Source organism: Pseudoroseicyclus sp. CXY001 (assembly GCF_041714655.1).
Lineage (GTDB): Bacteria > Pseudomonadota > Alphaproteobacteria > Rhodobacterales > Rhodobacteraceae > Pseudoroseicyclus_A.
On the sequence record NZ_CP168219.1, the window covers coordinates 1,812,999 to 1,828,187 of the forward strand.

The 15,189-nt window shown below is 70.1% G+C and carries 14 protein-coding genes and 1 tRNA gene; 6 read left to right on the forward strand and 9 right to left on the reverse strand.

Annotated features, from left to right (window positions below):
• Positions 1-30: 30 nt before the first annotated feature.
• Together rpmA and ACAZ03_RS08780 are read right to left on the reverse strand one after the other, a co-directional pair.
• A complete protein-coding gene (gene rpmA, locus ACAZ03_RS08775; protein WP_373352792.1) occupies positions 31-300 on the reverse strand; it encodes a 50S ribosomal protein L27 in 270 nt (89 codons plus the stop codon).
• A gap of 15 nt (positions 301-315) precedes the next feature.
• Positions 316-1,008 (reverse strand): 50S ribosomal protein L21, encoded by a 693-nt coding sequence (locus tag ACAZ03_RS08780; RefSeq protein ID WP_373352793.1) that lies wholly within the window; start codon positions 1,006-1,008, stop codon positions 316-318.
• A gap of 231 nt (positions 1,009-1,239) precedes the next feature.
• Between ACAZ03_RS08780 and ACAZ03_RS08785 the strand changes: the two genes are divergently transcribed.
• Positions 1,240-1,602 (forward strand): hypothetical protein, encoded by a 363-nt coding sequence (locus ACAZ03_RS08785; protein ID WP_373352795.1) that lies wholly within the window; start codon positions 1,240-1,242, stop codon positions 1,600-1,602.
• Between the two features lie 45 nt (positions 1,603-1,647).
• On the opposite strand, the gene ACAZ03_RS08790 is transcribed toward ACAZ03_RS08785, so the two are convergent.
• Positions 1,648-2,469, reverse strand: coding sequence for a hypothetical protein (locus tag ACAZ03_RS08790; protein ID WP_373352797.1), 822 nt, complete (start codon positions 2,467-2,469; stop codon positions 1,648-1,650).
• Positions 2,470-2,688: 219 nt separating this feature from the next.
• Between ACAZ03_RS08790 and ACAZ03_RS08795 the strand changes: the two genes are divergently transcribed.
• The 5 genes from ACAZ03_RS08795 (at position 2,689) to ACAZ03_RS08815 (ending at position 7,175) form a co-directional block, all read left to right on the forward strand.
• Positions 2,689-2,778: transfer RNA gene (locus ACAZ03_RS08795), tRNA-Ser, on the forward strand.
• A gap of 407 nt (positions 2,779-3,185) precedes the next feature.
• On the forward strand, positions 3,186-4,214 hold the full coding sequence (locus tag ACAZ03_RS08800) for an LLM class flavin-dependent oxidoreductase (protein ID WP_373352799.1): 1,029 nt from the start codon (positions 3,186-3,188) through the stop codon (positions 4,212-4,214).
• Entirely contained in the window at positions 4,211-5,185 is a 975-nt protein-coding gene (locus ACAZ03_RS08805; protein WP_373352800.1) for an ABC transporter substrate-binding protein, read from the forward strand. Before ACAZ03_RS08800 ends, ACAZ03_RS08805 begins: the two co-directional genes overlap by 4 nt.
• A 2-nt stretch (positions 5,186-5,187) precedes the next feature.
• The gene (locus ACAZ03_RS08810; RefSeq protein ID WP_373352802.1) at positions 5,188-6,390 is read left to right on the forward strand and encodes a FecCD family ABC transporter permease; all 1,203 of its coding nucleotides are present in this window, start codon (positions 5,188-5,190) and stop codon (positions 6,388-6,390) included.
• Positions 6,387-7,175 carry an ABC transporter ATP-binding protein gene (locus ACAZ03_RS08815; protein ID WP_373352804.1) on the forward strand — a complete coding sequence of 263 codons (789 nt, stop codon included), beginning with the start codon at positions 6,387-6,389 and terminating at the stop codon, positions 7,173-7,175. Before ACAZ03_RS08810 ends, ACAZ03_RS08815 begins: the two co-directional genes overlap by 4 nt.
• 44 nt (positions 7,176-7,219) lie before the next feature.
• Here ACAZ03_RS08815 and ACAZ03_RS08820 read toward each other — a convergent pair whose 3' ends face one another.
• From ACAZ03_RS08820 to ACAZ03_RS08845, 6 genes are all read right to left on the reverse strand, one after another.
• A complete protein-coding gene (locus tag ACAZ03_RS08820) occupies positions 7,220-9,220 on the reverse strand; it encodes a CocE/NonD family hydrolase (protein ID WP_373352805.1) in 2,001 nt (666 codons plus the stop codon).
• A 42-nt stretch (positions 9,221-9,262) separates the two neighbouring features.
• Positions 9,263-10,576 (reverse strand): MFS transporter, encoded by a 1,314-nt coding sequence (locus ACAZ03_RS08825; protein ID WP_373352806.1) that lies wholly within the window; start codon positions 10,574-10,576, stop codon positions 9,263-9,265.
• Between the two features lie 100 nt (positions 10,577-10,676).
• The gene (locus ACAZ03_RS08830) at positions 10,677-12,239 is read right to left on the reverse strand and encodes an ABC transporter substrate-binding protein (protein ID WP_373352808.1); all 1,563 of its coding nucleotides are present in this window, start codon (positions 12,237-12,239) and stop codon (positions 10,677-10,679) included.
• A 23-nt stretch (positions 12,240-12,262) separates the two neighbouring features.
• Positions 12,263-13,336: an ABC transporter ATP-binding protein gene (locus tag ACAZ03_RS08835; protein WP_373352810.1), complete on the reverse strand. Its 1,074-nt coding sequence runs from the start codon at positions 13,334-13,336 to the stop codon at positions 12,263-12,265.
• Positions 13,337-13,339: 3 nt separating this feature from the next.
• Complete coding sequence (locus ACAZ03_RS08840) at positions 13,340-14,305, reverse strand: ABC transporter ATP-binding protein (RefSeq protein WP_373352811.1); 966 nt, start codon at positions 14,303-14,305, stop codon at positions 13,340-13,342.
• A complete protein-coding gene (locus ACAZ03_RS08845) occupies positions 14,302-15,189 on the reverse strand; it encodes an ABC transporter permease (RefSeq protein ID WP_373352813.1) in 888 nt (295 codons plus the stop codon). Before ACAZ03_RS08845 ends, ACAZ03_RS08840 begins: the two co-directional genes overlap by 4 nt.

Sequence of the window (15,189 nt, forward strand, 5' to 3'; positions counted from 1 at the left end):
GCCCCCTGAATGTGTCCCTGGTGGGCCGGCCTATTCGGCGGCTTCGGCCACCGGAAGAACGGAAATGAAAGTGCGGCCCTTGAGGCCTTTGTGGAAGGTCACGCGGCCTTCGGCGGTGGCGAAGATCGTGTGATCCTTGCCCATGCCGACGCCGGCGCCCGGCCACATCTTGGTGCCGCGCTGACGCATGATGATGTTGCCCGGGATGACGACTTCGCCACCGAACTTCTTGACGCCGAGACGGCGGCCGGCGCTGTCGCGCCCGTTGCGGCTGGAACCGCCTGCTTTCTTGTGAGCCATGAGTTCTGTCTCCTCTTACTTGCCGGCGGCCAGGTCTTTGGCCTGTTCAACCCAGCCTTCACGGTCGATGCGGCCCTTGAAGTCGAGCTTCTCGTCCATCTCGGCCACGTCGGCCTCGGTCCAGGCGGCGATCTGGGCGAAGGTGGTCACGCCCGCGTCGTTGAGCTTGCCGGCCAGCACCTTGCCGACGCCGGAGAGCTTGGTGAGGTCATCGGCCTTGTCGGCCTTCGGCGCGGCGGCTTTCTTCTCGGCCTTCGGGGCCTCGTCCTTGGAAGCGGGCTTCGCGGCGGGCTTGGCAGCGGCCTTCTTCGGCGCGGCGGCCTTCTTGGCCGGCGCCTCGGCGGCGGCGGAGGCCGACACGGAGCCGGCGCCGATCGCGGCCTTCACGCCGGTCTTGTCGGCGCCCTTTTCCACCAGCTCGGTGATGCGCAGGAGCGTCAGTTGCTGGCGGTGGCCCTTGGTGCGCTTGGAGGAATGCTTCCGCCGGCGGCGCACGAAGTTGATGACCTTCTCGCCCTTGATCTGCTCGATCACCTCGGCCTGCACGGCGGCGCCGGAGACGAGCGGAGCACCGACGGTGCCACCCATGAGGAGAATGTCGTTGAACTGCACCGTGTCGCCGGCTTCCGCAGCCAGCTTCTCGACCCGCAGGATATCGCCGGAGGCAACCTTGTATTGCTTGCCGCCGGTCCGAAGAACCGCAAACATCTGTCTTTCCTTCTTGCCCCGCGCCCTGTGGTCCCCTTCTCGGGTGTTTTCGGCCGGATCGGCCACCTCGGGCAGCGCGCCCGGAACCCGGGCGTTCGTTGATGACTTGACCGGCAAGGCCCCGCGCATGAAGCGAAGGGCAAGGCGAACCGCTTGCCGGGATGCGGGCTTATCTGCGCATGTCGCCTTCAAGTCAAGCCCCGCCGCCCCGGCGGCAGAGAAGGAAACCCGATGCTCCGCACCCCCCTTTCCGTTGCCGCCGTGCTCGCCGGGGCGCTCGCCCTGTCGGGCTGCGCCACCGACCCTCGCGACAACCCGGTCACCTGGCCCGTCTATGCCGCCCGCATGGCGGCGGAGGATCCCGGCTATGCCGACCGGCGCGGCGAGGTGGAACGGCTCCTCAAGTCCGATCCGCCGGCCTTCTGGGCCGAGGTCGACGCCGGCGCCGGCCCGATCCTCGCGCAGACCTTCGCCGCCGCCGGCGTGCCGCCCGCCCGCCAGCCGCTGGTCCTGGCGGCACTGCGCGCCGACGACCAGATCTACGGCACGAGCTACGACCTCCTGATCGCGGCATTCATGGCGAACGGGGGGTAACGCCCCCAAAGGCGCACGGCCGGGCCCTTGGCCCGGCGGGCGCGCCTAGAGCTGCTGCCCCACCATGTAGCGCGCCGCGGCCCGGCCGAGGGCGCGGCTCATGTCGTTGTACATCTCGTCGAAAGCCTCGAAGAGCCCGTCGTTGAGCGCCTGGCCGGGCTCCGTCTCGGAGAAGGCGATATAGGCCTCGAGATCGGCATCGGGCAGCGGCTCGTAGGCGAGGGTCAGGAAGGAATAGGTCCATTCCTGGGTGTTCTGGCGGATCTCGGGCTCCTGGCTCCAGACCCGGGCGAAGATGTCGCCCTCGGCCATGCCGGGCAGGCCGCCGCCCTCCGACAGGCCGAGCATGAAGTTGAGGGAATCGTTGAGGCCAGAGGCGACATTGGCCTCGATCAGGTCGTTCACCTCGATGAACCGCGTGAGCTGACTGTGGCGGGGCGTCTCGTCCGCCATGGCGATGGCGGCCGCCTCGCGGGCCATCTGCTCGACATCCTCGTCGCGCAGAGCCGCGCGGGCGGAATGCTCCAGCCCGGCGATGGTCGCGCCCGGCTCCGCCTCGAAGAAGGCGGTCATGGCGGCGATGTCCTCGCCCTCCAGCACCTCGCCCAGATTGGCGAGGAGGATGTCGGTCATCTCCTCGGCGTCGTAGATCGCCTCGACGGCCTGCTGCCAGTCGGCCAGCGGCGCGTCGGGAAAGAGCTGCTCGGCGATGGAGAGCCCGTAATCCATCCCCTCCTCCTGCATGATGGCGACGATGCCGGGGAGCTGCATCGCCTCGGCCAGGGCCGCCACCTCCTCCGGCGCCGCCTCGGCAGGGGCGGCAGCGAGGGCGAGGGGGATGAGGGGCGCGGCGAGGAGGTGACGCATGAGGCTGCTCCGGGGTCGGGAATGGGTGGGTCTTCTGTCGAGGTGACGATAGGAGCCCCCTGCCGGGCCGCCAAGGCTTGCCGCACCCGCTCTCGCGGGATTGTCAGCCCTGTCGGGCCCGGGCCACGGGCGGCGGGGTGCACTGGGCGGCCGGGAGGGCGGCACGTCGAAGGGGCTTGCACGGCGCCCCGCGAGGCCTTAGACGGCCCACGCGATCACGGAGAGGTGCCGGAGTGGTCGAACGGGGCGGTCTCGAAAACCGTTGACCCTTCACGGGGTCCCAGGGTTCGAATCCCTGTCTCTCCGCCACTTTCCCCTGCATTTTGCCTGTCATTTGCCTGAGCGCAGCCGCCCTCGGGCGTTCGGCGCGCTCGGAAAGCCGCAGAAGGCCGTCTGGCCCCCCTCGCCCAAGCCCCCCCAGCTCACCTGCCTTGATTCGACGGCCCGCCCGATCCCGCGGGTCAGCCACGGGCCGCGCACCACCACCCGCTTCGCGCTGCGAAGTCGCGTTCGAAAATCCCTTATCTCTGATAGCATACCCCCCTAGGGTATATGGGTTTTTCAACGCTTTCAGCGCCTTAGGGGTCGACGCCCTCTCTGGTCGTGCTAGTCACATGGCCGAGGAGCCGGCGCAGACCGGGAGGAGGCCTCATGTTGCTCAACCATCGGCCCGCCGCCGCGGCGGGCGCCGTCATTCCGCACGCGGGCGCCGCGCCGTGAGCCTGCGCTTCGATCTGGCCGGCTTTGCCCGCGAGGGGAGCCTCGGCGATCACGCCCGGATCATCGCGCTGGCCGAGCGGGCCGACGCCCTCGGCTATGGCGGCATCTGGTTCAACGAGTTCCACTTCCGCGGCGCGACCAATCCCTATCCGCACACCCTGCTTCTCGGCGCCGCGATCCTGGCGCGGACGGAGCGGCTGCGCTTCGGCACCTCGATCCTCGTCCTGCCGCTTCAGCATCCCCTGATGCTGGCCGAGCAGGTGGCGCAGCTCGATTTTCAAAGCGGCGGGCGGCTCGATGTCGGCGTCGGGCGGGGGACGGATCCAGGCAGCTTCACCGCGCTCGGGCTCGACCTCTCCGCGAAGGAGCGCTTCAGCGAGGCGCTGGACATCGTCATCGGGGCCCTCGGCGGCGCGTCCGTCTCGGCCGATGGCCCGACCTGGCGGTTCGAGGAGGTCGCCGTCGGGCCGCCGCCCGTGCAGCGCCCGCATCCGCCGATCTATGTCGCGGCCGTCTCGCCCGCGACGATGGAAATCGCGGTGCGGCGGCGGCTGCCGATCCTCCTTTCGCTCGAGCCGAACGAGACGCGCCAGCTCGCCCCCTTCAGCGAGGCGCTGGGGGGCGATCTCGGGCCGCTCCGGGCCTCGTCCCTTTCGCGCTATATCGTCATCGACCGCGATGCCGGCGCGGCGGAGGAGAAGCTGCAGGCGCTCCTCGCCCGTCTCAACGCCCGCAAGGCCGAGCGCGCCGCCGGCAAGGGCGAGCCCCCGCCCCTGCCCCGCAGCCGCGCCGAGATGCTGGAGGGCTTCGCCATCGCCGGCACGCCCGAGGTCTGCGCCCGGCAGATCGAGGCGCTGACCGCCCGCACCGGCGTGCACTCCATCCGCCTCTTCCCCTCGGCCAACGGCGCTTTGCCCCTTGCCGAGGCGGAGCGCACCATCGACCTTTTCGCCCAGACCGTGCTGCCCGCCTTCGCCGGCAGCGCGGCCCCGGCCCCACGCGTCAGCACAGGAGCCAAACCATGATGCGACCCGCCCTCACCGCCGCCACCCTCGCCCTGATCGCCGGCAGCGCCGCCGCGCAGGACGGCGGCTATCCCTATACCGACGAGAATTGCGGCGTCACCACGATCTACGAGGCCGCGCCGGAGCGGGCCGTGACTCTGTCCAACAACGCCACCGAGCTCATGCTGGCGCTGGGGCTGGAAGAGCACATGGCCGGCACCTCCTATATGGCGGGCATGGAGATCAGCCCGGCCTACGCGGCGGCCTATAACGAGATACCGACCCTCTCGCCGCTCGTCGCCACCACCGAGCAGCTCGTCGATGCCGAGGCGGATTTCGTCTATGCCGGCTATCCCGACGGCTTTTCCGAAAGCCGCCACACGCGCGACCAGCTCCATGACCTCGGCATGAAGACCCGGCTGAACACCGAGGGCTGCAACCTGGGCCGCTTCGGCTTCGACGAGCTCTATGACGAGATCCGCTCCATGGCCGGCATTTTCGGCGTGCCGGAGCGCGGCGAGGCGCTGATCGCCGAGATGCAGGAGGGCGTGGCCGAGGTCGAGGCGGCCGTCGCGGGCCGCGAGCCCGTGCCCGTCTTCATCTACAACGGCGGCGAGGATGCGCCGCGCGCCGTGCTCGGCAATGCGATGCTCAGCCATGTGGTGGAGCGCGCCGGGGGGCGGAACATCCTCGGCGAGGAGAACAACCGCTACGGCAGCACCTCCTGGGAACAGCTCGTGGCCGAGGCGCCGGAGTACATCGTCGTTTTCTACTCGGGCACCGAGAGCGGGCAGGTCGTGGATGATCCCTCGAACAACATCGGCCAGGCGCGGGTGGATTTCCTGATGCAGCAGCCGATCATTGCGGGCGTGCCGGCCGTCGCCGAAGGCAATTTCATCACGATCTCCTCCGTGATCGGCCAGCCCGGCCCGAGCTCGCTGACGGCGCTGGAAGAGCTGGCCCGCGCCTTCCACCCCGAGGCGTTCGACTGAGCATGAGCGCGGTGGCAGGAGACAGGGCGGAGGAGACCGCGCCGGAGGATCGGCAGCGCGCCGACCTTCTGGCCGTCCTGCGCAGCCCGCCACCGCCCAAAAGTGCGGCGACCCAACCTCCAATGGGCGCCCTCGACGCCGGCGGCCTCAGTGCCGCCGGCACCCGGCGAGGGCCACATCTCCTCGCCCTCGCCGGGATGGCCGGCCTCGTCGTGATCGCGGGGCTCGCCGGGCTGATGATCGGCTCCGTACACATTCCGGCGGGCACGGCGGCGGCGATCTTTCTTCACTGGATCAGCGGCGGCTGGCTCTTCGAGCCTGACTGGCGCGAGGCCTACGAGATCATCGTCGTGCAGACCCGCGTGCCCCGCGTCATCCTCGCGGCGGTCGTGGGCGGCAGTCTCGGTGTCTGCGGCATGGTCATCCAGGCCATCGTGCGCAACCCGCTGGCGGGGCCGTCGATCCTCGGCGTGTCGTCCGGGGCGGCGACGGGCGCGGTGGTGGTCATGCGCTTCGGCCTCTTGACCCTCGGCGCCTTCACCCTGCATGTCGCGGCCTTCCTCGGCGGGCTCGCCACGCTCTCCATCGTCTTCTGGATCGCCCGCACCGGCGGGCGGATGACGCCGACGCGGCTCGTGCTCGCCGGGGTGGCGATGAGCGCCGTCCTGTCCGCCTTCACATCGCTGCTCGTCCTCACCTCCCCCGACCCGCAGCTCGCCGCGCGCGTGCTCTTCTGGACGCTGGGGGGCTTCGGCGGCGCGCAATGGAAGCTCCTGCCCATCCCCGTGGCCGCCCTGGCCGTCGGGCTGGCGGTGATGCTCGCGCAGGCGCGCCGGCTCAACCTGCTCATGGCGGGGGACGAGAGCGCGGTCGCGCTCGGCCTCAATGTCGAGGCGCATCGGCGCGCCATGTTCGTGCTGACGGCGGCGCTCACCGGCATCACCGTGGCCGTCTCGGGCGTCATCGGCTTCGTCGGGCTCATCATGCCGCATATCGTGCGGCTGATGGTGGGGGCCGACCACCGGATGGCGCTGCCGGCCGTGGCCCTTCTCGGCGCCGCCTTCACCATCGCCGCCGATCTCGTCGCCCGGTCGATCATCGCGCCCCTGGAGCTGCCGGTCGGCATCGTGACGGCGCTGGTGGGGGGGCCGTTCTTCATCTGGCTCCTGCGCCGCGACGCCCGCTCGCTGGGAGGCGGCGCATGAGCCTGCCCCCCGCAAGGCTGAGCCCCGGGCGGCTGACCCTCGACCGTGTGAGCTTCGAGGCCGGCGGCCGGCCGCTCCTACAGGCCGCCTCGCTCGACATCGCGCCGGGCGAGATGGTGGGGCTCCTCGGCCCCAACGGCGCCGGCAAGTCGACGCTGCTGCGCACCATCTACAGGATCAACCGCCCGACATCGGGCCGCGTGCTGGTCGATGGCGAGGAGGCCTGGGCGCAATCCGCCGCCTGGGTGGCGCAGCGCGTCGGCGCCGTCCTGCAGGACATGCCGGCTGACTTTCCGCTGACGGTGGAGGAGGTCGTGGCCATGGGCCGCTCGGCCCACAAGCGGCTCTTCGAGCCCGACAGCGCCCATGACCATGCGCTCATCGAGGCCGCCATCGCGCTTTTGCAGCTCCGGGAGTTCCGTGCCCGCGCCTTCCGCACGCTGTCGGGCGGCGAGCGCCAGCGGGTGCTGCTCGCCCGCGCCATGGTCCAGCAGCCGCGCATCCTGGTGCTCGACGAGCCGACGAACCACCTCGACATCCGCTTTCAGCTCTCGCTCCTGCGCTTCGTGCGGCAGATCGGCGTGACGGTCATTGCCGCGCTCCACGATCTCAACCTCGCCGCCATGTTCTGCGACCGGCTCTGCGTGCTCGACCAGGGCCGCGTCGTCGCCGTCGGCCGGCCGGAGGAGGTGCTGACCGCCGAGCGCGTCAGCGCGGTCTGGGGGACGGAGATGCTCGTCCAGCGGCATCCGGTCAGCGGCAAGGTCTGGCTGCTGCCGGCGTGAGCGCGGCGGGGCCGGAGGTCACTCCCCGGCCCCGCCCTACCGTCTCAGTAGTCGAACGCCCGGCTCCAGGCGCGCGAGAACACCTTCTCGTCGCCCTCGAACGCCTCGTAATGCGCATCGAGGCAGAGCTTTCCGTCCTTCCAGGAGACATGCGAGCGCGTCTCCATCCGCACCTGCCAGCCGCCCTCGCGCCAGTAGCGCGAGCTGGCCTTGAAGGTGGCGCGGGTCTTGCTGCCGTCGCGCGGGTCGACGACGCTGGTGTGCCCGCCGTCGCCGGCCATGACCATGCCGCCGAGCTCCCAGGTGGCGCGGCGGTTTGTCACCACCATCTCCACCTCGCCGCTCGCCAGGTGCCAGAGGATGTCGCGGCTGATCTCGCCGGGCTCCAGCACTTCGGAGGGCACCGGGCAGGCGTGGATCGCGGGGCCGTACTCGGGCTGGCTGTGATCCGCCTCGGGCGGCATGCCGGGGAGGTGGAACGCCATCGTGCCGGGCTCCAGCGTGATGGCGTTCTTCTCGCGCTCGGGCCAGACCATCGGCCAGTAGCTGGTGGAGAGCGCGAGGCGCATCCGGTGGCCGGGGGAGAATTCGTGGGCCACGCCCTTCATCGGGATCTCGACCTCGAAGCTCTCGCCTGGCGCCACGCCATCGGGGCGCTGCAGGCGCCGGACGGCGAAGGTGACGCGGCCCGAGGTGCCGTCGGGCCAGACCTCGTTGAGGCGGAGCACGATCAGCGCCCTCTCGCCCTCGAAGGACAGGCGCAGCTTCAGGACGGGTACGCCGACGACATGAAGCGGCTCGGTGAGCGGCGGCGTGTCGAAACAGAGCGACATCCCGTCATCCGCCCGCGCGTCGCCCGCGAATTCCGGCCCGTTGCCGCCGCCGTCCAGCGGGCACCACTCGCCGCCCCAGGTGCCGAGGGCGAGGGGCGAATCGAGGACGATCGTCTCCTCCGTCGCGCCGCGCTCGGGCGACAGGCGGCGGTCATCGGGGTAAAAGGTCTGCTCCGGCGCCTGCGGCGGCCAGGCCGGCAGGCCGATCCAGCGGCCGCCGATATCGGGGGCCTTGGTGTCGGGCAGCGGGTCCTTGCCGAGCCAGAGCTGCAGTTGCGGCTCGTCCATGATGCCGGTGTCTTCGTCCATCAGCCAGTGCTTCCACCAGCGCATCGCGTCCTGCAGGAAGCCGATCTGCGGCCCGGGCTGGCCCCAGGTGGGATACATATGCGTCCAGGGGCCGATCAGGGCCTTCTTGGGCGCTGAGAGGTTCTCCATCAGCCGCAGGATCGGATCGGTATAGCCGTCGACCCAGCCGCCCACGGCCCAGACGGCGGCCGTGATGGCGCTGTAATCCTCGCAGACGGAGCCGTGCTTCCAGAAGTCGTCATAATCGGTGTGCGCGAGCCAGCGGGCCAGCGGAGGCTCTTCGATGCCGTCGAGCCGCTCCAGCCACATCTCGCGCCAGCGCTCCCCGACATGCGCCGGGTCCGGCGGCCGGCCGAGCTGCGCGAAGAGGCCCGAGCCCCATTGCATCCCGTCATGCAAAAGCGCGCCGCCCATGAAATGCACGTCATCCGTGTAGCGGTTGTCGGTCGAGCAGGCGGTGATGATGGCCTTCAGCGCCGGCGGGCGGCGCGCGGCGATCTGGAGACCGGCAAAGCCGCCCCAGGAGATGCCGATCATGCCGACATTGCCGTTGCACCAGTCCTGGCCCGCGAACCAGGCGATGACCTCGCAGGCATCGTCCTGTTCCTGCTTGAGGTATTCGTCGATCAGAAGACCGTCGGAATTGCCCGAGCCGCGGATGTCCACCCGTGCGGCGGCGATGCCGTTCTCGGCGAAATAGCCGTGCATCATGCTGTCCTGCAGGGCCGTGCCGTCGGACTGGCGATAGGGGATCCACTCCAGCACAAGCGGCACCTTCTCGGCGGCCGGCACCTCCGGCAGCCAGAGGCGGGCATGCAGGATCGTGCCGTCCGAAAGCGGGATGGTGATCTGCTGGAAGGGCGCGGGCGTGTCGTTTGTCACGCTGACGGTGAAATTCTGCATGGGTGGTCCTTTCGCTGGTCCCTTGCGGTGCAGATGGGCGCCTCAGGGCGCGGGCGGGATGGAGCGCGCGGCATTGGCGGCGCTGCGTTCGGGTTCGATGTCGGGCCCGTCGAGGCCGGGCCCGGGATGGCGGGCGCGGTGCCAGGCGGCGACGAGCGCGGAGAGCGAGCAGAGCACGCCGCCGATGACGAAGACCGCCGGCATGCCGATGGCATCGGCCACGGCGCCGGCAATCAGCGAGCCGATCGGCACGGTGCCGAGCATCATCATCGAGTAGATGGCCATGATCCGGCCGCGGTAGCCCGGCGGCGCGAAATGCTGCAGGAGCGTGTTGGAGGCGAGGTTCTGGCTGAGGATCGCAAAGCCCATCGGCAGCGCCATCAGCGCCGTCAGCCAGACCTCGCGCGAGAGCCCCATGCCGATGAGGAGCAGCCCCAGCCCGAAGGCCGACCAGACGGGCCAGACGCGCATCCCCTCGAGTCTGTCGGAGAAGGTCAGCGTCAGCCCGGCAGCCACGGCGCCGATGCCCGAGATCGACATGAGCGTGCCGGCAAGCCCGGCATCGGCGCCGAGCATGTCGCCCGCCAGAATGGGCAGGAACGAGAAATAGGGCACCGAGGTGAAGGAGCAGATGCCGACGAGAAGGAGGATCCGCCCCGCCTCGCTATGCGTCCGCACGAAGGCCAGCCCCCTGCGCATGTCGTCGAAGAAATGCCCCCGGCTCATCGGGTCGCGATGCGGCAGATGCATCGTGGCGACGACATAGGCGGGGGCGAGGAAGGCGGCCGCCTTGAGGAAGAAGGCATAACCCTCCCCCACCCAGGCGGCGACGACGCCCCCGATGGCCGGGCCGATCAGGCGGGCGGCATTGAATAGGAGCGAGTTGAGCGCAAGCGCGTTGCGCAGATCCTCCGGCGGCACGAGCTCGGCCACGAAGGTCTGCCGCGTCGGGCTGTCGAAGGCCTGCACGATGCCGATGAGCGGCGTGATGGCGAGGAGGAGCCCGATGCTCACATGGTCCGTCACCGTCATCACCGCGAGGAAAGTGACGAGCGCGAAATTGAGGCCAAGGAGCGTGAGCATCAGCTTGCGCCGGTCCACCCGGTCGATGACCGTGCCGGTGACGGGGCCGAGCAGGAAGGTCGGGCCGAGGTCGCAGACGGCGAGAACGCCGAGCATGAAGGGCGAGGCCGACAGCCGCCACATCAGCCAGCCGAGGGCGATGGAATGGATCCAGGCCCCCACGACCATCGGCACCTGCGAGAAGAAATAGCGCCTGTATTGCGGATGGCTGAGGGCGCGAAAGGCCCGCCGCCAGCGCGCGAGCGCCGGCGATGCCACGGGTGAGGTCGTCACGTGCTGTCACTCCCGCCGCGCCCCGATGAGGGCGGGCTCTACTTGGGTCTTGGGGTTTGGTGCACCCCGGGAGCACGCCGGCCCCCGGGGTGACCGGCGCTCAGGCGCCCTTGAAGTCGCGCAGAAGCGCCCATTGCGCGTCGGCCGAATAGGCGGCCTCCACATCCGTCTTCGAGACCCAGGCGTTCACGCCGTGGTAGAGGAAGACATAGGCGCCCGTTTCCTCCAGCTCGTCCTGGAGCTCGATGTACATCTGGTCGCGGATCGCGGGATCGGTCTCTTCCGACGCCGCGGCGTTCTTGGCATCCCATTCGGGCGTGCCGGTGCGCTGGAAGTTCCAGACGCCGATCTGCCCGCTCGTGAACCATTCGGTGACCCAGGACGGGTCGGGCGCGGTGGTGAAGGTGTTGAAGAAGAGCTCGATCTCCTTGTAGCTGCCGCCCTCGTTGTCCTGCTGCTGCGCGGTCAGCGTCGCGCCGTCCATCTGGCGGATGGAGAGGCTGATGCCGACGGCGGCGAGCTGGGCCTGGATCACCTGCGCCGCGATCAGCAGATCGGGGTCGGCGCCGAAGAACAGCGTCACCTCGAGACCTTCGGCCCCCGCCTCGGCGAGCAATGCCTCGGAGGCGGCGGGATCGTAGGGATAGAGCGTCTCGTAGCGGGCACCGAGCAGCGGCGGCGGCACGATGCCATAGGCCTGGGTCACGGCCTCGCCGAAGGTGGCGACGACCACCTCGGTCGGGTCGATGGCGCGCTGGATGGCGCGGCGCACGCGCACGTCCTGGAGCTTCTCGTTCTCGATGTTCATGCCGAGCCAGGTGTAGGCGAGCGCCGGTTTCACGACGAGATCGTCCGCCTCGGGGTCGCGCACCGGGATGGAGTTCACGGCGATCTGCGTGGCATCGAGGTCGCCGGCATCGAAGGCCGTCTCGGCCGCCGTCAGATCGTCGATCGGCAGAAGCTCGATTACGTCGAAATAGGGCTCGGGGCCGGTCCAGCCGGGGTTGCGGCTCAGGCGGATCAGCTCGCGCGGGCGCCATTCGTCGATCTGGTAGGGACCGGAACAGGCGAGCGGATCGGTCTCGATCACCGCGCTGCCGGAGGCCTCGAGCGCGGCCTTGGAGACGATGAGCCCCGAGGCATGGGGCATGGTCGAGGTGAAGAGCGGCGCGAAGGGCTGCTTGAGATGGATGATGCCGGTATAGGTGCCGGTCACCTCCACGCTGTCGAGCGCCGCCCAGTCGGAGCCGTAGACGGCATCGACCGCCGGATCGAGGAAGCGCTCGTAGGAGAATTTCACATCCTCCGCCGTCACCTCGCCGAAATCGCCGGTGAACATGATGCCGGGGCGGAGCGTGAAGCCGATGTGAAGCGGGTCGCTGTCGTCGATGCTCTCGGCGGCGTCGAGCTCCCAGCCCCAGGCGTCGCCGGAGGGGTAGCGGATCAGGCCCGAGAAGATCGCGAACATGATCGTCTCGTCATACCAGCCGCCGCGGGTGGCCGGATCGAGCCGGCGGATGTCGCCGTCGTTGCGGATGCGCAATGTCGTGCCGTCCTGAGCGAAGGCCGCACCGGCGGAGAAGAGGCTTCCCGCCGAAAGGGCGAGGCCCCCTGCCCCGAGGCGCTGCATGAGCTGGCGCCGTGTGAGATTGATTTCCGTCATAGTCGAACTCCCCTGAGTGGATCTCAATTGCTGGTGCTGCGCCGCGCCCTGGGGGGCAGCGTCGCGACATTGGTGGGTCGGCCCGCTGCCGGCGCGGGTGCGGGCGCGGGCTCTGCGAGCTCCGCCCCGGCATGATGGCAGGCCGCGATATGGCCGGGGCCGAGCGCCCGGCGTTCCGGCGCGAGCTGGCGGCAGATGTCGGTGGCGCGGGGGCAGCGGGTGTGGAACTCGCAGCCCGCCGGCCGGGCCTTCAGGCTCGGCACCTCGCCCTCGATGGGCGGCGCCTGCTCCCCCGGCCTGCCGGAGCGTGCCTTCAGGAGCGCCTGGGTGTAGGGATGGGCCGGCCGCGCGAAGAGCCTGTCGGACGGCCCCGTCTCGACGATGCGGCCGAGATACATGATGGCAATGCGGTCGGTGACGTGGCGCGCCACGGCGAGGTTGTGGGTGATGAGCAGGAAGCTCACGCCCAGGCGCTCCTGCAGCTCGTTGAGTAGGTTGAGGAGTTCGCCCTGCACCGAGAGGTCGAGGCCCGCCGTCGGCTCGTCGGCGATGACCAGCGCCGGGTCGAGCGCCAGCGCCCGCGCCACTGTGACCCGCCGCGCCTGCCCGCCGGAGATCTCGTGCGGGTAGCGACGGGCGAAATCGGGGCCGAGCCCGACCTTGCCGAGGAGCTCCACAGCCTTGTCCATCCGGTTGCCCTTGAGCATCCGGTGGATCACCAGCGGCTCCGTCACCGAGCGGCCGATGCTCATGCGCGGGTCGAGCGCGGCCTGCGCATCCTGGAACATCAGCCCGACATTGCGGCGGATGCGCGCCCAGGTCTGGCCCGAGGCCTGCGAGGTGACCTCCTCGCCGATGCGGATCGTGCCGCCGGAGATTGGGGTGAGCCCGAGCGCGGCGCGGCCGAGCGTGGTCTTGCCCGAGCCGCTCTCGCCGATGAGGCCGAGCGTCTCGCCCCGCTCGATGCGCAGCGACACGCCGGGCAGGATCGTCACCTCATGCGGCGCGCCCCTCAGCCGCTCGATCAGCGTGCCGGAGGGGTAGCGGACGACGAGATCGTTGATCTCCAGAAGCGGCAGGCGGGGCGTCGGGGTCATGGCTCAGAGCTCTTCGGCGAAGTGGCAGGCGCTGGCGCGCTCCGGCCCGAGGGGCCGGCGGGCCGGCTTGTTGACGGTGCAGTCGGACCGCGCCATCACGCAGCGGGGCGCGAAAATGCAGCCGGCCGGCAGGGCACTTGGCGCCGGGACCGTCCCCGGGATCGTCGGCAGATGCCGCGTGGGCGTCACGATTCCCGCCGGGTCGCATTCGAGAAGCGCGCGGGTATAGGGATGCTTCGGGCGGGCCAGCACCTCGGCCACGGGGCCGGTCTCGACCAGCTCGCCGGCATAGAGCACGGCCACCCGGTCGCAGAGCCGGCGGACAACGCCCATGTCATGGGTGATGAAGACGACGGCCCCGTCGATCAGCCGCCGCGCCTCGCGGATGAGCTCGATGATCTGGTCCTCCGTCGTCGCATCGAGCGCGGTCGTCGGCTCGTCGGCAATCAGAAGGCGCGGCCCGGCGAGGAGCGCCGCGGCGATGGAGACCCTTTGGCGGATGCCGCCCGAAAGCTGATGCGGATATTGCCGCATCCGCGCGGCGGGGTCGGAGAGGCCGACGCGGGTCAGCATCTCTTCCGCCCGGGCCGCGAGCGCGCGCCGCCCCTCGCCCCGCCAGTGCTGGAACTCCACGAGCTGCCGGCCGATGCGGGTGACGGGGTTGAGCGAGGTGAAGGGGTCCTGCGCGATGGTGGCGATGGCGCTGCCCCGCAGGCGCCGCTGCGCCTCGGCCTTGAGCGAGGCCATGTCCTGCCCCTCGAAGCGCACCTCGCCCGTTACATGGGCGCCGTTCGGCAGAAGCCCGGTGATGGCGGAGGCGAGGCTCGACTTGCCCGAGCCGCTCTCGCCGACGAGCCCGAGCGTCTCGCCCGCCGCCAGCTCCAGCGACACGCCGCGCACGGCGGCGACATGGCCCCGGCCCTTGGCGTAATTGACCGAGACGTCGTTCAGGGAAAGGACAGCGCTCATGACCGCCCCCTCGCCCGCGGGTCGAGCGCGTCGCGCAGGGCCTCGCCGAAGAAGGTGAAGGCGATGGTGGCGAGCACGATCGGCGCGCCGGCCGTCAGGGCGATATGCGGGGCCTGGCGGAGATAGGCATAGCCCTCCGACAGCATGTTGCCCCAGCTCGCCTCGGGCGGCTGCACGCCCTGGCCGAGGAAGCTCAGCCCGCTCTCGATGCCGATGACCGCCGGGATGTCCATGGCGATGAGCACGAGGATCGGCCCGATCAGGTTGGGCAGCAGATGCGTCGCGGCGAGCCGCAGCTTCGAGGCGCCCATCGCCTCGGCGGCGGTGACGTAATCGGCATTCCTCAGCACCATCACCTGGCTGCGCACCACGCGGAAGTAGCCGGGCGCCATCGAGATGGTGATGACGACGATCAGCGTCGCCATCGATGGCCCGTAGATCGACACGAGCGCCAGGGCGAAGAGCACCAGCGGCAGCGCCTTCAGCGAGTCGCTGACAAGCACCAGAAGGCTGTCGAGCCATTTGGGCGCGAGGCCCGAGACGAGCCCGAGCGAGAGCCCGACCACCAGCGCCCCGGCGGTGCCCGTCAACGCCACGCGCAGCGCGGTGCGGGTGCCGTAGATCAGGCGGCTCAGCACGTCGCGGCCGAGCTGGTCGGTGCCGAACCAATGCGCGAGCGAGGGCGACTGCATCCGCTCGCGGGGCGAGATGGCGATGGGGTCATAGGGCGCGATCAGCGGTGCGAAGAGCGCGACGAGGAAGAGCGAGAGGATCACGGTCAGCGAGATGGCCCCGGCCGGATTGGAGAGAAGCTGCCGGAGCGGCCCCTGCCGGAGCGACAGCCGGAGGCCACGGCGGGCGGGAAAGGCGGTGACGTCGGTCAT

Bases quoted from the DNA above. Each gene is read 5' to 3' on its own strand.
- rpmA (WP_373352792.1), bottom strand. From the start codon at position 300: ATGGCTCACAAGAAAGCAGGCGGTTCCAGCCGCAACGGGCGCGACAGC.
- ACAZ03_RS08780 (WP_373352793.1), bottom strand. From the start codon at position 1,008: ATGTTTGCGGTTCTTCGGACCGGCGGCAAGCAATACAAGGTTGCCTCC.
- ACAZ03_RS08785 (WP_373352795.1), top strand. From the start codon at position 1,240: ATGCTCCGCACCCCCCTTTCCGTTGCCGCCGTGCTCGCCGGGGCGCTC.
- ACAZ03_RS08790 (WP_373352797.1), bottom strand. From the start codon at position 2,469: ATGCGTCACCTCCTCGCCGCGCCCCTCATCCCCCTCGCCCTCGCTGCC.
- ACAZ03_RS08805 (WP_373352800.1), top strand. From the start codon at position 4,211: ATGATGCGACCCGCCCTCACCGCCGCCACCCTCGCCCTGATCGCCGGC.
- ACAZ03_RS08810 (WP_373352802.1), top strand. From the start codon at position 5,188: ATGAGCGCGGTGGCAGGAGACAGGGCGGAGGAGACCGCGCCGGAGGAT.
- ACAZ03_RS08815 (WP_373352804.1), top strand. From the start codon at position 6,387: ATGAGCCTGCCCCCCGCAAGGCTGAGCCCCGGGCGGCTGACCCTCGAC.
- ACAZ03_RS08820 (WP_373352805.1), bottom strand. From the start codon at position 9,220: ATGCAGAATTTCACCGTCAGCGTGACAAACGACACGCCCGCGCCCTTC.
- ACAZ03_RS08830 (WP_373352808.1), bottom strand. From the start codon at position 12,239: ATGACGGAAATCAATCTCACACGGCGCCAGCTCATGCAGCGCCTCGGG.
- ACAZ03_RS08835 (WP_373352810.1), bottom strand. From the start codon at position 13,336: ATGACCCCGACGCCCCGCCTGCCGCTTCTGGAGATCAACGATCTCGTC.
- ACAZ03_RS08840 (WP_373352811.1), bottom strand. From the start codon at position 14,305: ATGAGCGCTGTCCTTTCCCTGAACGACGTCTCGGTCAATTACGCCAAG.
- ACAZ03_RS08845 (WP_373352813.1), bottom strand. From the start codon at position 15,189: ATGACCGACGTCACCGCCTTTCCCGCCCGCCGTGGCCTCCGGCTGTCG.